The 21407-nt window shown below is 64.8% G+C and carries 18 protein-coding genes; 14 read left to right on the forward strand and 4 right to left on the reverse strand.

The features are described from left to right. The first annotated feature begins 66 nt into the window (after positions 1-66). The 3 genes from CLU86_RS00505 to CLU86_RS00515 all read left to right on the forward strand — a co-directional run bounded on the left by CLU86_RS00505 (position 67) and on the right by CLU86_RS00515 (position 2754). Positions 67-813 carry a type II CAAX prenyl endopeptidase Rce1 family protein gene (locus CLU86_RS00505; RefSeq protein ID WP_158236285.1) on the forward strand — a complete coding sequence of 249 codons (747 nt, stop codon included), beginning with the start codon at positions 67-69 and terminating at the stop codon, positions 811-813. A 35-nt stretch (positions 814-848) separates the two neighbouring features. Beyond that, positions 849-1517: a hypothetical protein gene (locus CLU86_RS00510; RefSeq protein ID WP_099740200.1), complete on the forward strand. Its 669-nt coding sequence runs from the start codon at positions 849-851 to the stop codon at positions 1515-1517. A 190-nt stretch (positions 1518-1707) separates the two neighbouring features. After that, on the forward strand, positions 1708-2754 hold the full coding sequence (locus CLU86_RS00515; protein ID WP_099740201.1) for a hypothetical protein: 1047 nt from the start codon (positions 1708-1710) through the stop codon (positions 2752-2754). Positions 2755-2820: 66 nt separating this feature from the next. Here CLU86_RS00515 and CLU86_RS00520 read toward each other — a convergent pair whose 3' ends face one another. Then, positions 2821-3738, reverse strand: a complete 918-nt coding sequence (locus CLU86_RS00520; protein WP_199175070.1) for a LysR substrate-binding domain-containing protein — start codon at positions 3736-3738, stop codon at positions 2821-2823. A gap of 256 nt (positions 3739-3994) precedes the next feature. On the opposite strand from CLU86_RS00520, the gene CLU86_RS00525 reads away from it, so the two are divergent. From CLU86_RS00525 to CLU86_RS00555, 7 genes are all read left to right on the forward strand, one after another. After that, positions 3995-5539, forward strand: a complete 1545-nt coding sequence (locus CLU86_RS00525) for an aldehyde dehydrogenase family protein (RefSeq protein WP_099740202.1) — start codon at positions 3995-3997, stop codon at positions 5537-5539. Positions 5540-5718: 179 nt separating this feature from the next. Further along, positions 5719-6909, forward strand: a complete 1191-nt coding sequence (locus tag CLU86_RS00530; protein ID WP_099740203.1) for an FAD-binding oxidoreductase — start codon at positions 5719-5721, stop codon at positions 6907-6909. Between the two features lie 74 nt (positions 6910-6983). Next, complete coding sequence (locus CLU86_RS00535) at positions 6984-7901, forward strand: amino acid ABC transporter substrate-binding protein (protein ID WP_099740204.1); 918 nt, start codon at positions 6984-6986, stop codon at positions 7899-7901. Next, the gene (locus CLU86_RS00540; protein ID WP_099740205.1) at positions 7898-9124 is read left to right on the forward strand and encodes a pyridoxal phosphate-dependent aminotransferase; all 1227 of its coding nucleotides are present in this window, start codon (positions 7898-7900) and stop codon (positions 9122-9124) included. Before CLU86_RS00535 ends, CLU86_RS00540 begins: the two co-directional genes overlap by 4 nt. A gap of 29 nt (positions 9125-9153) precedes the next feature. Continuing rightward, positions 9154-10839 carry a thiamine pyrophosphate-binding protein gene (locus CLU86_RS00545; protein ID WP_099740206.1) on the forward strand — a complete coding sequence of 562 codons (1686 nt, stop codon included), beginning with the start codon at positions 9154-9156 and terminating at the stop codon, positions 10837-10839. Between the two features lie 142 nt (positions 10840-10981). Beyond that, the gene (locus CLU86_RS00550) at positions 10982-11422 is read left to right on the forward strand and encodes a helix-turn-helix transcriptional regulator (RefSeq protein ID WP_099740207.1); all 441 of its coding nucleotides are present in this window, start codon (positions 10982-10984) and stop codon (positions 11420-11422) included. After that, entirely contained in the window at positions 11419-12681 is a 1263-nt protein-coding gene (locus CLU86_RS00555) for a type II toxin-antitoxin system HipA family toxin (RefSeq protein ID WP_099740208.1), read from the forward strand. The genes CLU86_RS00550 and CLU86_RS00555 overlap by 4 nt, the downstream gene beginning before the upstream one ends. Before the next feature lie 64 nt (positions 12682-12745). Here CLU86_RS00555 and CLU86_RS00560 read toward each other — a convergent pair whose 3' ends face one another. Beyond that, positions 12746-13621, reverse strand: a complete 876-nt coding sequence (locus tag CLU86_RS00560; RefSeq protein ID WP_099740209.1) for a LysR family transcriptional regulator — start codon at positions 13619-13621, stop codon at positions 12746-12748. Between the two features lie 79 nt (positions 13622-13700). Between CLU86_RS00560 and CLU86_RS00565 the strand changes: the two genes are divergently transcribed. From CLU86_RS00565 to CLU86_RS00580, 4 genes are all read left to right on the forward strand, one after another. Beyond that, positions 13701-14630: a DMT family transporter gene (locus CLU86_RS00565; protein WP_099740210.1), complete on the forward strand. Its 930-nt coding sequence runs from the start codon at positions 13701-13703 to the stop codon at positions 14628-14630. Between the two features lie 156 nt (positions 14631-14786). Beyond that, the gene (locus tag CLU86_RS00570; RefSeq protein ID WP_233195180.1) at positions 14787-16010 is read left to right on the forward strand and encodes a DNA polymerase IV; all 1224 of its coding nucleotides are present in this window, start codon (positions 14787-14789) and stop codon (positions 16008-16010) included. 146 nt (positions 16011-16156) lie between these two features. Beyond that, positions 16157-17716, forward strand: coding sequence for a PAS domain-containing methyl-accepting chemotaxis protein (locus CLU86_RS00575; RefSeq protein ID WP_099740212.1), 1560 nt, complete (start codon positions 16157-16159; stop codon positions 17714-17716). Between the two features lie 238 nt (positions 17717-17954). Next, entirely contained in the window at positions 17955-19517 is a 1563-nt protein-coding gene (locus CLU86_RS00580) for a methyl-accepting chemotaxis protein (protein ID WP_099740213.1), read from the forward strand. Between the two features lie 79 nt (positions 19518-19596). Here the strand turns inward: CLU86_RS00580 and queF are convergent, their stop codons facing one another. Both queF and CLU86_RS00590 read right to left on the reverse strand, forming a co-directional pair. Further along, positions 19597-20445 carry an NADPH-dependent 7-cyano-7-deazaguanine reductase QueF gene (queF, locus tag CLU86_RS00585; RefSeq protein ID WP_099658138.1) on the reverse strand — a complete coding sequence of 283 codons (849 nt, stop codon included), beginning with the start codon at positions 20443-20445 and terminating at the stop codon, positions 19597-19599. Positions 20446-20506: 61 nt separating this feature from the next. Next, positions 20507-21403: a 2OG-Fe(II) oxygenase gene (locus CLU86_RS00590; protein WP_099658139.1), complete on the reverse strand. Its 897-nt coding sequence runs from the start codon at positions 21401-21403 to the stop codon at positions 20507-20509. Between the last annotated feature and the right edge of the window lie 4 nt (positions 21404-21407).

The raw sequence follows: 21407 nt of genomic DNA on the forward strand, positions 1-21407 counted from the left end.
ACCTAGCGCCCACCAACGCAAGCCTGTTTTGGCTTGCTGTTTTATTGCGCACCCAGGGAGGCCACCTTGACCCGCACCACCACGCCTGCATCTATCGAGTCCGACCTGCCCTATAGCTTTGGCAACCCCGTGCCGCTGACCACGCGCAGCAGCGCGCAGTTGTGGGCCGCCAGCGCAGCGGCCTTTGCGCTGTTGGTGGCAGTGCCCCGCTGGTTGCCGGACCTGTGGGGTGGCGCTTTGGCCGCGCTGCTGTTTGTGGGCGTGCAGTGGGCGGGGCTGCGATGGGCGGTGGGCCCGGCATGGGTGGCGCTGTTCAGGCGACCCCGCTGGCGCGATGTGGCGCTGGGGCTGGCCGCGGTGCCGCTGGTGATCGGCTTGCCCGCGCTGGTGGCGCTATACGCGTTGGGTGAATCGCACCTCAGTGGCAACCCAGGCCTCAACACCCTGGCTACTCTGCCTCTTGGGCAGCTGATAGCGCACCTCGCCCTGGTAGCCGTGCAACTGCTGGGCGAAGAACTGGTCACCATCCTGCCCCTGCTGGCCACCGTGGCCTTGCTGCACCATGCTGGCATGCCCGCCCGTTGGGCCGTGGCCGCGGCATGGGTGGTTACGGCGCTGGTATTTGGCGCACTGCACCTGCCCACCTACCAATGGCATGTGGGCCAGGCCCTGCTGGTCATTGGCACTGCGCGCCTGGTGCTGACGGCAGTCTTCATCTACACCCGCAACCTGTGGGCCAGCACCATCGCCCACATTGCCAACGACTGGACCATCATGGCCTTTGTGCTGGCCTCGGCCCGCAATGCTGCCTGAGCCATTGAACCTGCCCACCGCCGCAAGGAGCTCCTGTGGACTTTCTCAAGATCCTCAAGTCATTTGAAGACTTTGTGTACGAGGCACTGATCTGGCTGATCTTGCTGCCCAAAACCCTGTTGCGCATTCTGCTGCGCCCGCGCCAGATGGTGGCCTACGTACGGGCCGAACAAACCCGCGAAGGCGACGACCGCTACGGCGACGCCATCAGCCCGCCACTGCTGCTCATCCTGTGCGTGCTGGTGTCCCATGTGTTCGACCTGGCCCTGCGCAAACAGGGCAACGCAGAGATGGGCAGGCTGGCAGGCGCTCTGCTCAACTCCGAGCAAAACCTGCTGCTGTACCGCACCATGGCGTTTGGAATCTGGTCTTTGGCGGGCGCCGTCTGGTACATGCGCCACAGCCGCCAGCCCATCCACCGCGTCAACCTGCGCAACCCGTTTTATGAGCAGTGCTACCTGGTGGCACCGTTTGCAATGGCCATGTCGATCAGCACCACGTTCGCACTGTCGGGTGGGCTGCTCTCCGCTGCCGGAGTGGGGCTTGCACTCCTGGCGTTGCTGTGGTTTTTTGTCGCCGAGTGGCATTGGGTGCGCGAGCGCGCGGGGTTAGGCGCGGGTCGTGCAGCCGTGGTGGCTGGAGGGCTGGTGTTGGTGGGGCTGGTGGCGAATACCGGGTTGGGGTATTTGTTGAGGCATTTGTGAGGGGACGTGGCGACCCACGTTGGACGGAGGGGACGGTGCGGAGCGAAAGGGAAGGAACCGGGTATTGACTGCAGCAGGGTGCGGATGGGCTATGTCTGGCGGCCAAATACCGCATCACCTGATGCTTTGCGCGGTTTCCGCAGGCACGTCTCGTCGGCGATAGGAAAATCCCGCGAAGAGAGGAGTTTTTATGAGTTACGTCATTCACCTGTGGGATCAACCCACCCCGGCTACCTGGATGGAGGCGCAGGCAGTCCTGGCTCGGCAGGTCGATCAGCCCGCTCCATCTAACCCGCGGTTTGTAGAGCTTGCGCGACGCATTCACGCCTTCATGCCGGAACTTGCGTCTCACTGGACGCTGGATGCGCCGAATGGTGTTCTTGACGAAATGGTCTGGTCGTTGGGGCTGGCCAGCACATTGCCTGACAACTTCTATCCGCACCTGATCGATGAGGCGGTGGCTTTGGGGCTGAGCGTTTATGACGAGCAGGCCGGGGAGTGCTTTGTGCCTGGGCCCTGGCGGCTTTCCGAGGCGGGCCGTGAGCGCCTGGTTCATCGGCCGATTGCTGCGCCGCCCGTGCCGTCGGGGTTGATCGACGTGCAAGGGCGCTTTCGGGCGCTTGTTTTGCCTCGATTGCAGCCCCATGGTTTTGTTTTGGAAACGCCACCGCCGCGCGGTAATCAGGTGCTGACGCAGCTGGTACGGCACACGCTGTTGGGCGAGCAGTGCATTTTGGTCGAGTGGAGGGGGGACGCGGCCAGCGACTATGTTGCGAGTTTGTTTTGCAGCATTACGCCAGTGTTGCCCGAGCCGGTGGCCAAAATCTGTGCGCCGCAGACCCGCATTCCCTTCGAGGTTGTGGACACTCCGCAAATAAACGCCTTCCTGCACCGCTTCTCGCCTGCGAAGCCGACATCTCGCGGCTACCTCGCCTCGGGGGTGGCCGGACTGGACCGCTTTTTGTCCGCGCTGGCTAGTTGGCTGCAGGCCGAGTTGGTGCCTGTTCTCGATCAATGCAAAACGCGGGAAGATTTCCTCGCGTATGACCTGGCAGAGCCTCGCCATCCCATCTATGTCAGGGCCTATCTCGCCAATCTCGCCTTGGCGCATTGCGCCGGGGTGCCCGATTTGGATGCGCGATTCGATCAGCTCATGCTGCGACGCCGCGCGCAAGGGATGAATCCTGCTCAAATGGCTGCAGCTTTTGAAGCATTGCGTTCGCTTCGCAATACTTGAGGACTCTGTAGCGGGTACCCGCATTGTTTCATCGGCGCCTCACCCCGCGGCGCTGGATGGCCTGACTTACGCCGCCTGCCTTTGCCCCCCACACTCCCCCACCACCCAATCCCTGAACGCCTTCACCAACGGCGTCTGTGCGCGTGTCTCCGGGTACACCAAGTAGTACGCGTCGTCGCTGCTGGTCAGCACGGTGGTCGATAGCTCTACCAGGCTGCCTGCGGCCAGCTCGGGTTCGATCAGGAAGCGGGGGAGCAGGGCGGCGCCCAGGCCGGAGACGGCGGCTTGGGCGATCATGGCGAACTGTTCGGACCGGGGGCCGCGCAGTGCCAGGTTGGTGGGGGCGCCCACCCGTTCAAACCATTCGGCCCATTGGGTGGGGCGGGTGCTTTGCTGCAGCAGCACCACGCGGGCGATGTCTTGCGGGGTGTGTATGCCGTGCTGGTTTTGATAGCCGGGGCTGCACACGGGCACCACTTCTTCGTGCATCAGGTATTGGCACACGGCGCCCGCCCAATGCGGCGCGCCGAAGTGGATGGCGGCGTCGAACGGGGTGCCTGCAAAGTCAAAGGGCTCGGTGCGGGCAGAAAAGTTGACTGTCACGTCCGGGTGCAGCGCCATGAAGCGCGGTAGGCGCGGGATGAGCCAGCGCGTGCCCAGCGTGGGCAGCACGGCCAGGTTGAGCAAACCGTCGGCGCTGGAAAACGCCATGGCCTTTTGTGTGCTGGCCGACAGTTGCTGCAGCACGTTTTGCACATCGGCCGCGTAGACGCGGCCCGCGTCGGTCAGCACCACGCGCTGGCGTACGCGGTGAAAGAGTGCGGTGCCAATCTGCTCCTCCAGTTGGCGGATCTGGCGCGACACGGCACTTTGGGTGAGGTGCAGCTCTTCGGCCGCACGCGACACGCTCTGGTGGCGGGCGGCGGCCTCAAAGGCCAGCAGGTCGGCGGTGGAGGGTAGGAAGGTACGGCGCAGCAGGGTCATGTGGGGTGATTGCGTGGATCATGCGCAGGGGGAATGAGCGGCGTGTGCGGCCTGTGCACTGTTTTGGGTCGCAGCGCTCATGTATCAAGCGCTGGCAGCTCTGCAATTTTCAGGCACTTCATTCTGAATTGTGATCAAGTAGTTCCATTTTTTTGCTATCCAGCCCCCTGGGATTGGCGGATATTGGCGCATTCTTTGCGTAGGTTCTCTTGCGCTGATCTGTTTTTCTGCACCCCCTTCACCTTTGCGAGTCGCCATGTCTGCCACCCTTGCCATCACCCCTCTTGTGTCTGAAGTCGATCAACTGCTGCAACGCCTGGGCGTGCCCCGCGCCGCCTACACCGGCGGCACGCTGGCTGCACGTTCGCCGATCACGGGCGAGGTGCTGGCCCAGGTGCCACAGCAAAGCCCGACCGATGCCACCGCTGCCATCGGCCGTGCGCATGCGGCCTTTTTGGCATGGCGCAATGTGCCCGCACCGCGCCGGGGCGAGCTGGTGCGCCTGCTGGGCGAAGAGCTGCGCGCCGCCAAGGCGGACCTCGGCCTGCTGGTGACCATCGAGGCGGGCAAGATCCCGTCCGAAGGCCTGGGCGAGGTGCAGGAGATGATCGACATTTGCGACTTTGCCGTGGGCCTGTCGCGTCAGCTATACGGCCTGACGATTGCCACCGAGCGCCCCGGCCACCGCATGATGGAAACTTGGCACCCGCTGGGCGTGTGCGGCGTCATTTCGGCCTTTAACTTCCCTGTGGCCGTGTGGTCGTGGAACGCCGCGCTGGCGCTGGTGTGCGGTGATTCGGTGGTGTGGAAACCTTCTGAGAAGACCCCGCTCACCGCCCTGGCCACGCACGCGATTGCGCAGCGCGCAATCGCCAAGTTCGCACGCTTTGGCGCCGACGCACCCGAAGGCCTGCTGGAGCTGATCGTGGGCCAGCGCGACATTGGCGAGGTGCTGGTGGATGACGCCCGAGTGCCAGTGTTGTCGGCCACGGGCTCCACCGCCATGGGCCGCGCCGTGGGCCCGCGCCTGGCAGCGCGGTTTGCGCGCGGCATTCTGGAGCTGGGCGGCAACAACGCCGCCATTGTGGCGCCCACGGCCGATTTGAACCTGGCCCTGCGCGGCATTGCGTTTGCCGCCATGGGCACGGCGGGCCAGCGCTGCACCACGCTGCGCCGCCTGTTTGTGCACGAAAGCATTTACGACCAGCTGGTGCCTCAGCTGGCCAAGGTGTACGCCAATGTGCAGGTGGGCAACCCGCGCACGCCCGGAACGCTGGTGGGCCCGCTGATCGACCGCATGGCTTTTGACGGCATGCAAAAGGCGCTGGAGCAAAGCCGTGCGCTGGGTGCCACAGTGCACGGTGGTGGCCGCGTGGAAGGCATCGGCGGTGCCGATGCGTACTACGTGCGCCCCGCGTTGGTGGAGCTGCAAAAACACGAAGGCCCCGCACTGCATGAAACCTTTGCGCCCATCCTGTACGTGGTGCGCTACAGCACGCTGGACGAAGCCATCGCCATGAACAACGCCGTGGGCGCGGGCCTGTCGTCGTCCATCTTCACGCTCAATGTGCGCGAGGCCGAGTTGTTCATGTCTGCCGCAGGCTCGGACTGCGGCATTGCCAACGTGAACATTGGCCCCAGCGGCGCCGAGATTGGCGGCGCGTTTGGCGGTGAGAAGGAAACGGGCGGCGGGCGCGAAGCGGGATCGGACAGCTGGAAGGCCTACATGCGCCGCGCGACGAACACCATCAACTACTCCACCGCACTGCCGCTGGCACAGGGTGTTACGTTTGACGTGTGAGGGCTCTTGGTTTGAGTGCCAACGCCGTTCGCCCTGAGCTTGTCGAAGGGCTGCGCAGGCACACGCCCTGGCTTCGACAGGCTCAGCCTGAACGGGTGGGGTGTGGTTGGGGCGGGTGGTGTCGCATCCCCCGTTCGCCCTGAGCCTGTCGAAGGGCCGTTGCACCGCGAGATCTTTGAATGAACTCTGATTCTTCCCCCATCGTCATCATCGGCGGTGGTGTCATCGGCAGTGCCATTGCGTACTTTCTCACGCTGCAGCAACCGGGCTGCGAGGTGGTAGTGGTCGAGCGCGACCCGACCTATGCACGTGCATCGTCGGCGCTGTCGGCCAGCTCCATCCGCCAGCAGTTCTCGACGGACATCAACATCCAGATCTCGGCGTTTGGCATCGGGTTTTTGCGCAACGTGGGCACGCTGCTGGCCTGCAACGGCGATGTGCCCGACATCGGTCTGCACGAAGGCGGCTACCTGTACCTGGCCACCCAGGCGGGCGAGGCCACGCTGCGCGAGAACCATGCGTTGCAAAAGCAGTACGGTGCCGATGTGGCGCTGCTCAGCCCGCAGCAACTGGCCGAGCGCTTTCCTTGGCTGGCGCTGCAGGACGTGGTGCTGGGCTCGCTGGGCCTGTCGGGCGAGGGCTGGTTTGATGGCTACCTGCTGTTGACCGCGCTGCGCAAAAAGGCACAGAGCCAGGGCGTGCGCTATGTGGCCGACGAGGCGGTGGGCCTCGACACGGCTGCCAGCGACGGCGTGTTGCATGTGAACGCGGTGCGCTTGCAAAGCGGCGCCGTGCTGCCTTGCCGCTACGCTGTTAACGCCGGTGGCCCCTGGGCGGCCGCCATTGCGGGCTGGGCGGGAATTGATTTGCCCGTGGTGGGCAAGCGCCGCACCGTCTTCAACCTGGCCAGCCCTGCGGCGCTGCCGGGCTGCCCCCTGCTCATCGACACCAGTGGCATTTGGCTGCGGCCCGAGGGCAAGGGCTTCATCTGCGGCTTTGCGCCCGACGCAGACAACGACGCCGACTTTGCCCCGCTGGAGCCCGAGTACGACGCGTTTGACAACCACATCTGGCCCGCGCTGGCCGAGCGCATCCCTGGCTTTGAGGCGCTGCGCATGCAGGGCGCCTGGGCGGGCTACTACGAGATGAACACCTTTGACCACAACGCCATCGTGGGCCTGCACTCGGCGTGCGACAACCTGGTGTTTGCCAACGGATTTTCGGGCCACGGCCTGCAGCAGTGCCCTGCGGTGGGGCGTGGCCTGGCGGAGTGGATGTTGACGGGCGGCTACCAGAGCCTGGACCTGTCGCCGCTGTCCATCGAGCGCATTGCGCGCAACGCACCACTGCTCGAAAAGAACGTCATCTGAGCACCATCGGTACCGCCAGTTTTCCCTCACCCCTTTCTCAACCTGCCAACCACAAAACATACGGAGACAACGACATGGCAATTTCCCGCAAGACCTTCACCGCGCTCGCCGCAGGCCTGGCCCTGGCCTGCATGGCCACGGCCCCCGCGCTGGCGCAGACGGTCACCCAGCCCACGCTGGAGAAGATCAAGGCATCTGGCAAGGCCGTGCTGGGCGTGCGCGAGACTTCGCCGCCCATGGCCTACGCGTTGGGCGCCAACGAAAAATACGTGGGCTACCACGTGGAGCTGTGCGAGCGCGTGCTCAAGGAAATCGCGCCCGACGCCAAGCTCGAATACATGGCCGTGACGGCGCAAAACACCCTGCCGCTGGTGCAAAACGGCACGCTGGACATCGGCTGCGGCCCCACCACCAACAACACCGCGCGCCAGCAGCAGGTGGCGTTTGCGGTGACCACCTATGTGAGCGAAGTGCGCATGGCGGTGCGCAAGGATTCGGACCTGAAGTCCATCAGCCAGCTCGCAGGCCGCACCATTGCGGCATCCACCGGCACCACCGCCGTGCAATTGCTGCGCAAGCAAGAGCGCGCGCTGGGTGGCGCGCCCATCAAGACTGTGCTGGGCAAGGACCACCATGAGAGCTTCTTGCTGCTCGAAACAGGCCGCGCCGACGCTTTTGTGCTCGATGACAACCTGCTGGCCGGGATGATTGCCAACTCCAAGGACCCCTCGGCCTACCGCATCGTGGGCGAGCCGCTGGGTGCCGAGCCCATTGCACTGCTGTTCCGCAAGGACGACCCCACCTTCAAGGCTGCGGTGGATGGTGCGTTAACCAAGCTGATGCAAAGCGGCGAGATGGAAAAGATTTACACCAAGTGGTTTGTGAACCCCATTCCGCCCAAGAACATGAGCCTGAACCTTCCACTGGGCACCACGCTGCGCCAGCTGTTCGCCACCCCCAACGACAAGCCCCTGGAGACCTACCAGCAATGAACGCTGCCATCCCCGCCACAGCCTTCCGCGCGGCCGACCGCCTGGGCGCCATCGGCGTCTCGGAAATCGTGCGCCTGACGCAAGAGGCCAACCAGCTCAAGCGCCAGGGCCAGCCCGTGATCGTTCTGGGCCTGGGCGAGCCCGACTTCGACACGCCCGCACACATCCTGGAGGCCGCGCAGCAGGCCATGGCGCGGGGGGAGACGCACTACACGGTGCTGGACGGCACGGCCGAACTCAAGGCCGCCATCCAGCACAAGTTCAAGCACGACAACGGGCTGGACTTTCAGCTCAACGAGATCACCGCAGGCGCGGGTGCCAAGCAGATCCTCTACAACGCGCTGATGGCCTCGGTGAACCCTGGCGACGAGGTGATCCTGCCCGCGCCGTACTGGACCTCGTATGCCGACATGGTGCTGATTGCAGGCGGTGTACCCGTGGTGGTGCCCTGCACCGAAGCCAATGGCTTTCGCATCACACCCGAGCAGTTGGAGGCCGCCATCACCCCGCGCACGCGCTGGGTGTTCATCAACTCGCCCTCCAACCCCAGCGGGGCCGCCTACAGTGCCGAGCAGCTGCTGCCCGTGCTGGAAGTGGTGGAGCGCCATCCGCAGGTGTGGCTGCTTGCGGACGACATCTACGAACACATCCTGTACGACGGGCGCGCATTTGCCACGCCCGCTGCCGTGCTGCCCTCGCTGCGCGATCGCACGCTGACGGTGAACGGCGTCTCCAAGGCCTATGCCATGACGGGCTGGCGCCTGGGCTACGGCGCAGGCCCCAAGGCGCTGATTGCAGCCATGGCGGTGGTGCAGAGCCAGGCCACGTCGTGCCCTTCGTCCATCAGCCAGGCAGCGGCCGTGGCGGCGCTGACGGGGCCGCAGGACGTGGTGCGGGAGCGCTGCCAAGCTTTCCAGGACCGGCGTGACCTGGTGGTGGCGTCGCTCAATGCATCGCCCGGCCTGCGCTGCCGTGTGCCGGAGGGCGCGTTCTACACCTTTGCGAGCTGCGAAGGCGTGCTGGGCCGCACCACACCAGGCGGCATGCTGCTGCGCACCGATGCCGACTTCTGCGCCTACCTGCTGCGCGAGCACCATGTGGCCGTGGTGCCCGGCGGGGTGCTGGGGCTGGCGCCATACTTCCGCATCTCTTACGCTGCGTCCACGGCTGACTTGCAAGAGGCCTGCGCACGCATCCAACGCGCCTGCCAGGCCCTGTTCTGATTCTGAATTTCTGACCCGATACCGTTGATATGAACACGTCCTCACTCACCCCACGCACCGGCGGCCAGATCCTGGTGCAGCAGCTCATCACCCACGGTGTACAACAACTGTTTTGCGTGCCTGGCGAAAGCTACCTGGCTGTGCTCGATGCCCTGCACGATGCCGACATCGGCGTGACCGTGTGCCGCCAGGAAGGTGGCGCGGCCATGATGGCCGAGGCGCAGGGCAAGCTCACCGGCCAGCCCGGTATCTGTTTTGTGACGCGTGGGCCCGGCGCCACCAACGCGTCGGCCGGTGTGCACATTGCGCACCAGGACTCGACGCCCCTGATCCTGTTCGTAGGTCAGGTGGCGCGCGGAGCGATGGGGCGTGAGGCGTTTCAAGAGCTGGACTACAGCGCGGTGTTCGGCACCATGGCCAAGTGGGTGGTGCAGATTGACGACCCGGCGCGCGTGCCGGAGCTGATCTCGCGCGCCTTCCATGTCGCCACCTCGGGCCGCCCTGGCCCCGTGGTGGTGGCGCTGCCCGAAGACATGCTGACCGAGGCCGCCACTGTGGCCGATGCGTTGCCCTACCAGGTGGCGGAGACCCACCCCGGCGCAGCGCAGATGGCCGAGCTGGCGCAGCGCCTGCAAGCCGCCAAAAATCCCGTGGCCATCCTGGGCGGCAGCCGGTGGTCTGAGCAGGCGGTGCGCGATTTCACCGCGTTTGCCGAAGCGTGGTCCATCCCGGTGTACTGCTCTTTCCGCCGCCAGATGCTGTTCCCGGCCACACACGCTTGCTACGGCGGCGACCTGGGCCTGGGCGTCAACCCCAAGCTGCTGGCGCGCATCAAGGCGTCCGACCTGGTGCTGGTGGTGGGTGGGCGGCTGTCTGAAGTGCCGTCGCAGGGCTATGAGCTGTTCGATATTCCCACCCCCGCGCAGCCCCTGGTGCATGTGCATGCCGATGCGGACGAGCTGGGCAAGCTGTATCGCCCCACCCAGGCCATCCACGCCACGCCACAGGCTTTCACTGCTGCATTGAATTCTGTGCGGCCCACGGCGGCAGTGCCCTGGAAGGCGCACGCTGAAGCGGCCCATGCCGAATACCTCGCCTGGAGCGACCCGGCCCCCATCCGCATCCCTGGCAACCTGCAAATGGGCCAGGTGATGCAGCACCTCAAAGACGTGCTGCCCGCCGACACCATCTTCTGCAACGGCGCAGGCAACTTCGCCACGTGGATCCACCGCTTCTGGCCCTTCACCACCTACGCGAGCCAGCTGGCGCCCACCAGCGGGTCGATGGGCTACGGCCTGCCCGCGGGCGTGGGTGGCAAGCGCCTGTGGCCGCAGCGCGAGGTCGTGATCTTTGCGGGTGACGGAGACTTCCTGATGCACGGCCAGGAATTTGCAACCGCCGTGCAGTACGGCCTGCCCATCATCGTGGTGCTGCTGGACAACGCCATGTACGGCACCATCCGCATGCATCAGGAGCGCGAGTACCCGGGCCGCGTGAGCGCCACGCAACTGAAGAACCCCGACTTCAAGGCCTACGCCCAGGCGTTTGGAGGCCACGGCGAGCGGGTGGAGCGGACGGAAGACTTTGCCCCCGCTTTGGCGCGCGCCCGTGCCAGCGGCTTGCCCAGCGTGTTGCACTGCCTGATCGATCCCGAGGCGATCACGCCCACCGGCACGCTGCAGGGCATCCGCAGCGCGGCGCTGGCCAAGCGATAAATTGATTTATAGAAGTTTGAAAATTACTGATTAATCAACTTCTATGAATAATTTGCCGATGCCAAAATTTGGCTTGATTGGTGTTTTTGATTGAAAATATTCATAGATTTGCTTTAAAAGTGAATTTTGCTACCATCTATGAATGCCAAAGAAAAACACCAGCCCTGCCGAGTACCCGCAGGCCGTCCTGCAGCAGATTGAACGGCTAGGCCAGCACATCGCCATCGCCCGCAAGCGGCGGGGCGAGACGCAGGCCCAATGGGCGCGGCGGCTGGGAGTCTCTCAGCCCACCATGGCACGCATTGAGCGGGGTGATCCGTCCGTGGCCATGGCCAGCTATGTGATGTGTATGTGGCTGGTGAACCCGGCGGTGGCGGTGGCCGATGTGATTGCGCCGCAGAACGACCATGCCGCGCTGGAGCGGGAGGTCACGCGCGTTCGTGGCACGCGCAAAACAGCCAAAGATGCAGCGCGCCCCGGCGCCAGCACAGCAGCCACGCCTGTGCCATCTCGCCCCGTCCCGGCTGCGGCAGTCGGGCTGGCTGCGCTCATGCAACCTCGCCCTGCCAAGGCCCCGCGATGAAGCCGGGCGTGGGGGTGAATGCCCGCAGCTATGTGCCGCAAGACCAGCTCTATCTCTGGGCGTTGGTGAACCCCGCGCAGCCCACCCTGGTGGGCGAGTTGCGTTTGTCCCAGCTCGTGGCCGACTGCGCCACCTTTCGCTATGCCGAAGGCTGGTGGCACTTTCCGCTGAGTGAGGACTTGCCCTTGGTGCCAGGGCAGGCGTTCACCGCAGGTGAGCGAAGCAGTGCGCCCGGCGCCATTGACGATGCCCGGCCCGACCGTTGGGGCGAGCGCATCATCCGCCATGTGGACCGGCCCGCGCGCCTGTCCATTCTGGAGATGCTGCTGTTTGCGGGCGATGACCTGTTCGGCGCGCTGGGTGTTTCGGTCTCTGCAGATCGGTACGTGCCTCGCGCCTTGGGCCCCTATCCCCAACTGCGGGACCTGGCGCAGTTGAGCGCCGCCATGGAAGACCTGCAAACCCAGGCCCCGGTGACCGCTGAGATGCAGCGCCTCATCCAGCCCGGTGTGACGCTGGGCGGCGCGCGCCCCAAGACCCTGCTGCAAACCGATGCGGGGCCTTGTGTCATCAAGTTCAGCGAGCAGGATGATGCGGTGGACACGCCGCTGGTGGAACACGCCACCATGACGCTGGCTGCGCAGGCAGGCATCCGCGTGGCGGCCACCGGCGTGCTGCCTATCCCAGCCCGGCATGGCAAGGCGCGCCATGCGTTGACCATTGAGCGTTTTGACCGTGTGGATGGCTACCGTCTGCATTGCCTGTCTGCCCGCACGGCGCTGCGAGCTGCGCGGCTGCCCGAGAGCTACAGCGCGCTGGCCACGGTGCTGCTGCGCCTGGCCCACCCCGACACGCAGGTGGCGCAGCGTGAAGAGCTGTTCAAGCGCATGGTGTTCAACATCCTCATGGACAACACCGACGACCATGAGCGCAACCACAGCCTGCGCCTGGGGCTGGATGGCTACTATGAACTGACCCCTGCCTACGACGTAGTGCCCACGCTGCAAAACCTTGGCTACCAGGCAATGTCTGTGGGCTTTGCTGGCGCGGAGTCCAGCCTCGAAAATGCGTTGACTGTGCTGAGTGAATTCGGCCTCAAGCGCGCGCGGGCTGTTGAACTCATCCAGCAGGTGGTGCGTGTGGTCGATGGTTGGCTAGCCCACTTTGCACGGCAAGGCGTGGGCCGCGCCGACATGGAGCTGCTGCAGGCCAGCATTGACCGAGAGGCACTGCGGGCCCAACGCAGGGCCTTTGCTTGAGCGCCTGTTCGCGGTTTGCAAGGGGCGTGCGCCGGGTGGTTCGAGCCGGTGCAAGTTGGGTAGGCTAAGCGGGCAAGATGCCCGATGGCCGCAGCGTCTGCACCAGCAACGCCTGCAGCCGGTCTACGGCTTTGGCTCCGCGCGAGGCGCGGCTGCGGTACACGGCGACCTCCATGGGGGCCAGTGGCCCCAGGCCATGTTCGGTGCCCAGCACCTGTAACTGCGGCGGCACGCTGCAGTGGGTGAGGGCGGCCACCGCCAGGCCGCTCTCCACCGCTGCAATCTGTCCGGCCAGGCTGGAGCTGTGATAGACCACCTTGTAACGCCGCCCTTGCTGTGCCAGCGCCTGGATGGCCCCGCGCCGCGCCAGGCTGGCGGATTCGTACACGGCAATGGGCAGCGGGTCGCGCGCCCACACATCGAACTGCGCTGAGCCCACCCACACCATGGGTTCGTGAAACAGCAGCATGCCCCGGCGTGCATGGTCGCGCGAGATGAGGGCCAGGTCCAGATCGCCGTTGGCCACGCGTGGGATCAGCGCGGTGGACTGCTCGCAGTCCAGCTCAATCTCCACCCCGCTGTGGCGCGGTGCAAAGCGCTGCAGCACGGGTGTGAGGTAGCGCGCAGCGTAGTCATCGGGTACGCCCAGCCGCACGCGGCCGGTGAGGGGCGCGCCGTGCATGGCGTCCTGTGCTTCGGCGTGCAGTGCCAGGATGCGGCGCGCGTAACCCAGCAGGGTTTCGCCCTGTGGTGTGAGGTGCTGTTTGCGTGCGTCACGCTCCAGCAGGCGGTGGCCTACGGCGTCTTCCAGCTTTTTGAGCTGCATGCTGACGGCGGATTGCGAGCGGTGCACCTCAGCGGCTGCGCCCGACAAAGAGCCCGCGTCCACCACCGCCACCAGGCATTGCAGCCAATCGAATTGCAGGTCTCGGTATGTCATGGGATGTATTCGATATTCGAACGGATGGGTTTTGAATAATGCGCTTTGCTGGCGATGATAGGCGGCCCACACTGCCGCCATGCGTTCATTGGCCTCTCGTCTCTTGGCTGTGTCTGACCGCCCTGGCTCCCTTGGGTTGCCTTCGGTGGTGTCGGGCACCTTGTGGTTCCTGCTGGGCAATGCGTTGCTGGGCAGCATTGGTGTTTTTGTGCACGAGGCGCAGGCTGCGCCACTCACCACCACCTGGTTTCGGTGTGCCTTTGGTCTGATTGGGCTCACGCTGTGGATGCTTTGGCGTGGGGCGTGGCGCGACCTGTGGGTGGGTTGGCGCGCATTGCCTTGGGTGTTGTTGCTCAGTACCGGCATGTTGGCTAGCTGGTGGCTGTTTTTTACGGCCATGCACCATGTGCCTACGGGCATGGCGGTGGTGCTGTTCCATGTGCAGCCCTTGTGGCTGCTGTTGCTGGGGGCCTGGTGGCTCAAAGAGTCGGTATCGCGCCAGCGCTTGGCTTCTGTGCTGTGCGCCATGGTGGGGCTGGTGTTGGCCACGGGCGTGCTGCAGGGCCAGGCCGCTGCCAGCCCGGGCAGCTATGGGCTGGGTGTGGCGCTGTGCCTGCTGGGGGCGCTTTTCACCGCAGGCGTGACCTTGGTGGCCAAGCGCTTGCAGGCCCTGCCCCTGGGTGTGTTGGCCTGGTGGCAATGCGCGCTGGGTACTGCGGTGCTGTGGCTAGAGCCCTGGCAGCAGGGCTGGCCCGCCTGGGGGGCGGCCTGGGGGTGGTTGGCTGGGCTGGGTTTGGTCCACACGGCGTTAGCCTATACGTTGATGTATGTCGGCATGGCCCGCTTGCCCACAGCGCGTGTGGCGGTGCTGCAGTTTGCCTACCCTGTGGTCGCCATTTGCATGGATGCGGTGTATTTTGATGAGCCACTGCGTGCGCTGCAGGTGCTGGGTGTGGCACTGATGCTGGGTGCCATGGCCCTGGGAGAGCGGCGCAACGCAGCGCGTTGACCGTTGCAGGCCCATGCGTTGGGATGTCAGCAGCCTGTCTTGCCTCCGCGCAAAATAGATGGCGTGACCGCTGAACCCTCCGCAAAGCCCACTGCCGATACCGCTCCTACTGACGCCCCTGCGCCCGTCGGGCGCCGCCGCATTGCGCACCTGGACATGGATGCGTTCTACGCCTCGGTAGAGCTGTTGCGTTACCCGCAGCTCAAGGGCCTGCCCGTGGTGATTGGGGGCGGGCGGCGCAAGGTGGACGACTTGCTGTTGCAGAACCCCGATGGCTCGGGGCCCAGGGAGCCATGTTTCATTCCTGTGGAGGACTTTCCGCTGCTCAAGGACTATGTGGGCCGGGGCGTGATCACCACGGCCACGTACGCGGCGCGGCAGTTTGGTGTGGGCTCGGCCATGGGCATGATGAAGGCAGCCAAGCTGTGCCCGCAGGCGATTGTGCTGCCGGTGGATTTTGAAGAGGTGCGCAAGTATTCGCGCACCTTCAAGAGCGCCATCACCGAGATCGCTCCGGTGATGCAGGACCGGGGCGTGGACGAGGTGTACATCGACTTCACCGATGTACCCGGTGGCCAGCGCGAAGGCGGGCGGGTGCTGGCGCGGCTCATCCAGAAAAGCATTTTTGAAAAGACGGGGCTGACCTGCTCCATTGGCGTGGCGCCCAACCGGCTGCTGGCCAAGATGGCCAGTGAGTTCAACAAGCCCAACGGCATTTCCATCGTTTACGAGGAGGACCTGCAGAGCAAGGTCTGGCCGCTCAATGTGCGCAAGATCAATGGCATTGGCCCCAAGGCGGGCGAGAAGCTGGCGCGGCTGGGCATCGAAACCATCGGTCAATTGGCGGAACAAGATGAGCAGTGGTTGATAGGCCACTTTGGCAAGTCCACCGGGGCCTGGATGCACCGCGTGGCCTGGGGCCGCGATGACAGCCCGGTGGTGACCGAAAGCGAGCCCGTGAGCATGAGCCGCGAAACCACGTTTGACCGCGACCTGCATGCCGTGCGCGACCGGGCCGAGTTGTCGCGCATCTTTACCGACCTGTGCCAGCGCGTGGCGCAGGACCTGCAGCGCAAGGGCTATGTGGGCAAGACGATTGGCATCAAGCTGCGCTACGAAGACTTCAAGACCGCCACGCGAGACCATACGCTGCCCGTGGCCACCAGCGATGCGGCCCTGATCCGGCGCACGGCGGGGCAGTGCCTCAAGCGCGTTCCGCTGGACAAACGCCTGCGCTTGCTGGGGGTGAGGGTGGCCACCTTGCACGCGGCGGGTGCCGCTGTGGATGTGGACGGCCCACATACCCAACCAGATGCAGTTGCACAGAGCCGCAAGGCACGGCAAGCCGACATCCACACTGGATCACTTTTTGAACTGTGAAAACAATGTGAAAAGAAGGCTGTGTGGTGGTTAAACTTGATTGGTATCAAACCGTAACGTCGGCAGTGGGGTAGCTGCGGTGCGCTGAACCAGCGTTTGGCGTGGTGGAGGGCGTATGCGGCAATAACTATGAAGGGGACAGTTGCATGCGCATCAACTTGCCGATCACGCAACAGAATTACGATTTCCCAGGCGATGAGCTGCTGGTTTCTTGTACCAACACCAAGGGTGAGATCACGCACTGCAATGCGGCCTTTGTGCGGGTAAGCGGCTACAGCTATGAGGAGCTGATCGGGCAGCCCCACAACATCATCCGCCACCCCGATATGCCTGCGCCGGCCTACAAGGACATGTGGCGCACCATTGGCCGTGGAGAGCCCTGGACCGGGCTGGTCAAGAACCGCCGTAAAAACGGCGACCACTATTGGGTGCGCGCTAATGTGACCCCCATCATGGAGGCTGGCCACCCACGCGGCTACATGTCAGTGCGCACCAAGCCCAGCGCGCAAGAGGCGGCAGCGGCCGAGGCCTTGTATGCGCAAATGCGGGCAGAGGCCGCATCGGGCCGTGCCAGCCTTCGGCTGGAGGCGGGCGCGCTGCGCAGTGTGGGGTGGCGCGGCGTGGTCCAGCGGCTGGGGCAACTTCCACTCACCCAACGTATGGCCTGGATGCTGCTGTGGTTGGTTCTGCTGGCCATGGTGCCTGACCTGCTGGGCATGCAGGGCACTGCAGCCACGGCTGCAAGGGTGGGGCTTTTGTTGCTGGCTGCGGGCGCGGTGCTGTGGCGCTTTCAGGTGGCGGTGGTGCAAGGCATTGGCGAAGCCAGTCGTTTTGCTGCCGATTTGTCGGGATGCAACCTGACCTCGACCATGCGGGCCGACTGCCCCGAGCCGCTGCGCAGCCTGGTGCACCGCCTGCAGCAAACCCAGGTGAACTTGCGCGCAGTGGTGGGTGATGTGCGCACAGAGGTGCGCCACTTCACCGAGGCTGCTGCAGAGATTGCGCAAGGCAGCCACGATCTGTCTGCACGCACCGAGTCGCAAGCGAGCAGCCTGCAAGAGACTGCGGCATCAATGGAGGAGCTGGCCAGCACCGTGCGCCAGACGGCCGACACTGCGGCCAAGGTGTCGCATGAGAGTGAGCAAAGCAGCCAGATCGCTACCAGCGGCGGGCAGGCCGTGCATGAGCTGGGGACGTCCATGCGGCAGATGCAGCAGTCTTCGGCCAAGATCAATGAGATCGTGGGGTTGATTGAGGGCATTGCGTTTCAGACCAATTTGCTAGCGCTCAACGCCGCCGTGGAGGCGGCACGCGCAGGTGAGCAGGGCCGTGGCTTTGCGGTGGTGGCGGGCGAGGTGCGGGCCCTGGCGCAGCGCAGCGCTGGTGCGGCCAAAGAGATCAGCGGCCTCATCCATGTCACCGTCAACCAGATTGCCAGCGGAGCGCAGCAGATGGACCATGCGGGCGCCACCATTGGAGGGGTGGTGGACGCGGTGCAGCGCGTCAGCACGCTGGTGCAGCAAATCACTGCTGCCACCAAGGAGCAGGCCATTGGCATTGCGCAGGTGAATGAGGCTGTCACGCAGCTCGACACCGTGACGCAGCAAAACGCCGCGTTGGTGGAAGAGTCCACCGCGTCTGCCCAAAACCTCAAGTCCAGCGCACACGCGCTGGGGTTGTCAGTCGATGTTTTTAAGATGAATTGAGCTTGAATCTTTTCCGAATTGTTTCTTGCTAAACCATGGCCCTGCAAAGTACAAGGCCTTGTGGTTGAAAAGCGTCCGATTCGCACAACGGGCGCGATGTGAGCGATTGCTTTAGGTCAATGGCGGGCGGTTGCGCTGCATTTGGCATGCCCGCAAAAGGGCGTTCTCTGGCACCTTGGAGGGCTGTTGCATCTGCTAACAACTGCCAGATGCGCAGATTCTTCAGCCTTCGCCGACCATGCGTACCAACCTCCCTGTCTCCCACAAAGAGTATTTCTTCCCTGAGTCTCAACTGCTGGTGTCCACCACCGACGCCAAGGGCTGCATCACCCACTGCAACACGGCGTTTGCCGAGGTCAGCGGCTACAGCTACGACGAACTCATGGGCCAGCCCCACAACCTGATTCGCCACCCCGACATGCCGCCAGAGGCCTTCAAGGACATGTGGGCCACGGTGGGGCGAGGGCGCCCGTGGTCGGGCATCGTCAAAAACCGCCGGGCCAATGGCGACTATTACTGGGTGGAGGCCAACGTCACGCCCATCCTCGATCACGGCAAGCCTGTGGGCTACATGTCGGTGCGCTTTCGGCCCACGCGCGAGCAGGTGGCGGCGGCCGAGGCGCTGTATGCCAAGGTGGCGCAGCAGCGTGAGAGCGGGCGCCACACCTTCAAGTTGCATGCCGGGCGCGTGCGGCCCCTGGGCTGGCGTGATCTGCTGGGGCCGCTGCACCGCATCACCCTCACGCAGCGACTGGCGCTGGGTGTGGCTGCAGTGCTGGGTGTGGGGGCTTTGCCTGCGGCGCTGGGCATGACCGGGGGGGCTGCCCTGGCAGCGCAGTGGGGGCTCTCCGGCGCGGCGGCGGCAGGCCTGTTGTGGTGGTTTCACTGGGGTGTGGCCAGCGTGCTCGATGAGCTGGATGACTTTGCAGGGGCTTTGGCGGCCTGCAACCTCAAGTCCACCATGATCAAGCCGCACCCGCATGTGCTGGGTTCGCTGATCCGCAAGGTGTGGCAGGTGCAAGTCAACCTGCGCGCCGTGATCGGCGATGTGCGTGCCGAGGTGCAAGTGTTCACGCAGGCCACGACGCACATCTCGTCCAGCGCACAAGACCTGGCGGCCCGCACCGAAGACCAGGCCAGCAGCCTGCAGGAGACGGCGGCATCCATGGAGCAGCTGGCCAGCACGGTGCGCCAGACGGCCGATGCGGCCCGCCAGATTGCCGTGCAGAGCCAGCAAAGCAGCGACATCGCCCAGCAGGGCAGCGCAGCCGTCAGCAGTGCCAATGCGTCCATGCAGGCCATTGAGACGTCGTCGCGCCGCATGGAGGACATCATCGGCATCATCGAAGGCATTGCCTTCCAGACCAATATCCTGGCCCTCAATGCCGCAGTGGAGGCCGCCCGCGCTGGGGAGCAGGGCCGGGGCTTTGCGGTGGTGGCGTCAGAGGTGCGCGAGCTGGCCCAGCGCAGCGCGCAGGCCGCACGCGAGATCCACCAGCTCATCAGCGAATCGACCGGGCAGGTCAGCAGCGGCGCTGACTATGCGGCGCAGGCGCAGGCCACCATTGCCAGTGTGGAGCGATCGGTGCGGCAGGTGAGCCACCTGATGACGCAGATCACCAGCGCCACAGGGGAGCAGTCGATTGGCATTGCCCAGGTGAACGATGCCGTGAACCGGCTCGACAGCGTGACCCAGCAAAATGCCAACATGGTGGACCAGACGGCCGCCGCTGTGGGCGTGCTGAGCGACCGCACCAAGACGCTGTCGCGTGCGGTGCAGGTCTTTCACATGGATGTTTGAGGACAGGCCCAGTCCTGCAATGGGCGCGGCCTGTGCTGCTGCTTCGGGGGCACGCGGCGGAGCCGGGTGCCCCAGCGTTTTACTGCCGCGCCGTGCGCACGTTGGCCGGCAGTGCCTGGGGGTGGCTGGTGCGCAGGGGGTTGATGTCCAGCCCGCCCCGGCGCGTGTAGCGGGCGTACACCATCAGCTTGATGGGTTTGCAGCGCGTCCACACGTCCATGAAGATGCGCTCCACGCACTGTTCGTGGAACTCGTTGTGGTTGCGAAAGCTCACGAGGTACTGCAGCAGCCCCTCCTGGTCGATCTGCGCTCCGGTGTAGCGGATCTGCACGCTGCCCCAGTCGGGCTGGCCGGTGACCAGGCAGTTGCTCTTGAGCAGGTTGCTGGTCAGCACCTCGGTCACCGGGGCTTCGTCAAACTGGGCTTTGAGCAGCTCGGGCGCGGGCTGGTAGTGGGTGCATTCCACGTCCAGGCGGTCCAGGCTCAGGCCGTCCAGCTCGTGCACGGGTTCCTGGTCAAACAGCTCGGGCGCAATCAGTTTCACGCCCACGGTGGCGGGGTGCGGTGCGCCGCGCCACACGGCCTCGCTGATGTCGGCGCGCAGACGGGCCTGTACCTCACTGGCCTCGGCAAAGCGGGTGTTGTTGAAGCTGTTGAGATAGAGCTTGAAGGACTTGCTCTCGACGATGTTGGGCGACTCGCACGGGATGGTGAAGTGCACCAGCGCCACCTGGGGCTTGCCGCGCAGGTTGAGCCACGACACCTCAAACGCCGTCCACAGGTCGGCCCCGAAAAACGGTGGCGCATCGGCAATGCCGATCTCGGCCCGCTTGCCCGCGCGCGGGATGGGGAAGAGCAGCGTCGGGTCGTACTGGTCGGTGTAGGCCGAGGCCTTGCCCAACTGGGATTGTTCAGGGGTGTTGGTCATTTGCTATAAAAATAGTAGCTTCTAGCGCTTGTTAATCAAGCGCTAGAGCATGATTTGATGCTTATTTGAACTCGCGCTCGCGCAGCCACTTGGTGGCGATCCACTTCTCACCCGCAATCACCGGCGCGCCGCCGTGCAGCGTTTGGGTGGAGGGGTGGGGCCGCTCGTAGCTGAAGAACACGGCATTGCCGCGCTGGGGGGCCACTTCCAGGAACACATCGGGGAAGGTGGTGCCGCCGCCTTTTTCAGGCGTGTTGAGGTACATCACCAGCGTGCCCACGCGTTGCCCACCGCGCTTGACGATGGTGGGCGTGCCGGGCTCGCTGGGGTCAAAGTAGTCGTAGTGGGGCTTGTATTCGGCCCCGGGGCGGTAGTGCAGCACTTGCACGCCTTCACCGTTTTCGATGGGCCATTGCAGCAGCTTGGCAATGCGCTCTTCAATGGTCTGCACCAGGGTGCTTTCACCGCGCTGGAAGAACATGCCGTCGCTGGTGCGGTCGTCGTTCACCTCTTCGCCACCCGTCTTGGTGGCCACAGTGAGCGAGCGTGCCATGCGCGGGCTGGCGGCGGCAATCAGGGCATCGCATTCCTCTGGAGAGAGGAGGTTGCCAAACACCACCACGCGGGGTTTGGCCAGCTGCAGCAGCACTTGCACCTGGCGGTCGCCTGCGTCCAGCAGGGCAGGGGAGTCGCCCAGCAAGGGCTCGGGCACCGGCACGGCGCTGGGTTGGCCCTGTTGCACGGCCAGCTCGTTCAGGTGCTCTTGCAGCGTGGTTTCCATGGCGTCTGCGGCCACGTCCTCGTCCCAGCCTGCATCGCGCATGGACTGCAGCACCACAGGGGCCGCAAAACCCGCCTGGGCCTGCTCGATGATCCAGCGGCGCAGCTCGGGGGTGATGGACTGGGCCGAGGGCTTGCGGGTGGTGGCGGTGCTGTGCTGGGCGGGGGATGGGGCCATGGTC

This window comes from Acidovorax sp. 62 (genome assembly GCF_002754495.1).
GTDB lineage: Bacteria > Pseudomonadota > Gammaproteobacteria > Burkholderiales > Burkholderiaceae_C > Acidovorax.

Coding starts and splice junctions, on each gene's coding strand:
- CLU86_RS00515 (WP_099740201.1), top strand. CDS start 1,708: ATGAGTTACGTCATTCACCTGTGGGATCAACCCACCCCGGCTACCTGG.
- CLU86_RS00520 (WP_199175070.1), bottom strand. CDS start 3,738: ATGACCCTGCTGCGCCGTACCTTCCTACCCTCCACCGCCGACCTGCTG.
- CLU86_RS00525 (WP_099740202.1), top strand. CDS start 3,995: ATGTCTGCCACCCTTGCCATCACCCCTCTTGTGTCTGAAGTCGATCAA.
- CLU86_RS00530 (WP_099740203.1), top strand. CDS start 5,719: ATGAACTCTGATTCTTCCCCCATCGTCATCATCGGCGGTGGTGTCATC.
- CLU86_RS00535 (WP_099740204.1), top strand. CDS start 6,984: ATGGCAATTTCCCGCAAGACCTTCACCGCGCTCGCCGCAGGCCTGGCC.
- CLU86_RS00540 (WP_099740205.1), top strand. CDS start 7,898: ATGAACGCTGCCATCCCCGCCACAGCCTTCCGCGCGGCCGACCGCCTG.
- CLU86_RS00545 (WP_099740206.1), top strand. CDS start 9,154: ATGAACACGTCCTCACTCACCCCACGCACCGGCGGCCAGATCCTGGTG.
- CLU86_RS00550 (WP_099740207.1), top strand. CDS start 10,982: ATGCCAAAGAAAAACACCAGCCCTGCCGAGTACCCGCAGGCCGTCCTG.
- CLU86_RS00555 (WP_099740208.1), top strand. CDS start 11,419: ATGAAGCCGGGCGTGGGGGTGAATGCCCGCAGCTATGTGCCGCAAGAC.
- CLU86_RS00560 (WP_099740209.1), bottom strand. CDS start 13,621: ATGACATACCGAGACCTGCAATTCGATTGGCTGCAATGCCTGGTGGCG.
- CLU86_RS00565 (WP_099740210.1), top strand. CDS start 13,701: ATGCGTTCATTGGCCTCTCGTCTCTTGGCTGTGTCTGACCGCCCTGGC.
- CLU86_RS00570 (WP_233195180.1), top strand. CDS start 14,787: ATGGATGCGTTCTACGCCTCGGTAGAGCTGTTGCGTTACCCGCAGCTC.
- CLU86_RS00575 (WP_099740212.1), top strand. CDS start 16,157: ATGCGCATCAACTTGCCGATCACGCAACAGAATTACGATTTCCCAGGC.
- CLU86_RS00580 (WP_099740213.1), top strand. CDS start 17,955: ATGCGTACCAACCTCCCTGTCTCCCACAAAGAGTATTTCTTCCCTGAG.
- queF (WP_099658138.1), bottom strand. CDS start 20,445: ATGACCAACACCCCTGAACAATCCCAGTTGGGCAAGGCCTCGGCCTAC.
- CLU86_RS00590 (WP_099658139.1), bottom strand. CDS start 21,403: ATGGCCCCATCCCCCGCCCAGCACAGCACCGCCACCACCCGCAAGCCC.